At 71.0% G+C, this 1,214-nt stretch carries 2 protein-coding genes; both read left to right on the top strand.

Annotation, left to right across the window (positions count from 1 at the left end; genetic code table 11):
• Positions 1 to 81 precede the first annotated feature (81 nt).
• A complete protein-coding gene (locus tag A9X03_RS16595; protein WP_067752871.1) occupies positions 82 to 834 on the top strand; it encodes an ABC transporter ATP-binding protein in 753 nt (250 codons plus the stop codon).
• The coding region (locus A9X03_RS16590) for an FAD-dependent oxidoreductase (protein WP_156746573.1) at positions 831 to 1,214 on the top strand (384 nt) is incomplete at its 3' end. The genes A9X03_RS16595 and A9X03_RS16590, both read left to right, overlap by 4 nt.

Raw genomic sequence — 1,214 nt, 5'->3', positions numbered from 1 at the left:
CGGGTTCGCCACGTCGGCGGCCGTCGAGTTGGTCGGCCGGCGGGTGACGCGCTGGTTGCCCCGAGCACAGGAAGGCTTGCGATGACCACTGCGGCACAAACCGGAACCAGTCTTGAGCTCGAAGCGGTTCGGTTGTCCTACACCGGGACTCCGGTCATCGACGGGCTGAGCCTGACGGTGCGCCCCGGGGAGATCCTGGTGCTGACCGGGCCGTCGGGCTGCGGCAAGTCGACGCTGCTGCGCGCCCTGGCGGGGCTGCTGCGGCCCGACGCGGGCCGGGTGCTGGCCGACGGCGCGGAGGTCACCACCACCTCGGGTGACCGCGGCATGGTGTTCCAGGACAACGCGCTGCTGCCGTGGCGAACCGTGCGGTCCAACATCGAGCTGGCGCTGCGGCTGCGCGGCGAGCCCCGGGCCACCCGTCGCGCGCAGGCCGAGCGCTGGATCGACGAACTCGGGCTCGCCGGTTTCGGCCACTTCCTGCCCAAAAGCCTCTCCGGCGGGATGCGCCAACGGGTCCAGCTCGCCCGCGGCCTGGCGGGTGCGCCCCGCGCGGTGATGATGGATGAGCCGTTCGGCGCGCTGGATACTCAAACCCGGGCGGCCATGCAGCGGCTGTTGATCGACACCTGGCGCACCCATCCCACGACGATCGTCTTCGTCACCCACGACGTCGACGAGGCGCTCGCGCTGGGGGACCGGATCGTCGTGCTGGGCCGGGCCGGGGAGCCGCCCCGCGCATCCATCGACGTGCCTGATCCGCGCGGAGAGCTGCCGAGGGACGGGTTGCGCGCCGAAATCATTGCCGCCCTGGGCAACTTGGTGGCGGCATGATGGAGATCCCGGACCCGGCGACCCCCCTCCGCCTCGACTGCGACGTGCTGGTCATCGGCGGTGGGACCGCCGGCACCATGGCGGCGCTGTCGGCCGCCGAGCACGGCGCCCAGGTGCTGCTGTTGGAGAAGGCCCACGTCCGGCACTCCGGCGCGCTGGCGATGGGCATGGATGGCGTGAACAACGCCGTCATCCCGGGCAAGGCCGAACCCGAGGATTACGTCGCCGAGATCACCCGCGCCAACGACGGAATCGTCAACCAGCGCACCATCTATCAGACCGCCAGCCGAGGATTCGCGATGGTGCAGCGGCTGGAACGCTACGGGGTGAAGTTCGAGAAGGACGAACACGGCGAGTACGCGGTGCGCCGGGTGCACCGC

The organism is Mycobacterium sp. E1715 (assembly GCF_001667625.1).
In the GTDB taxonomy this organism is placed as follows: domain Bacteria; phylum Actinomycetota; class Actinomycetes; order Mycobacteriales; family Mycobacteriaceae; genus Mycobacterium.
This window is presented reverse-complemented; position numbering and strand designations above follow the sequence as displayed.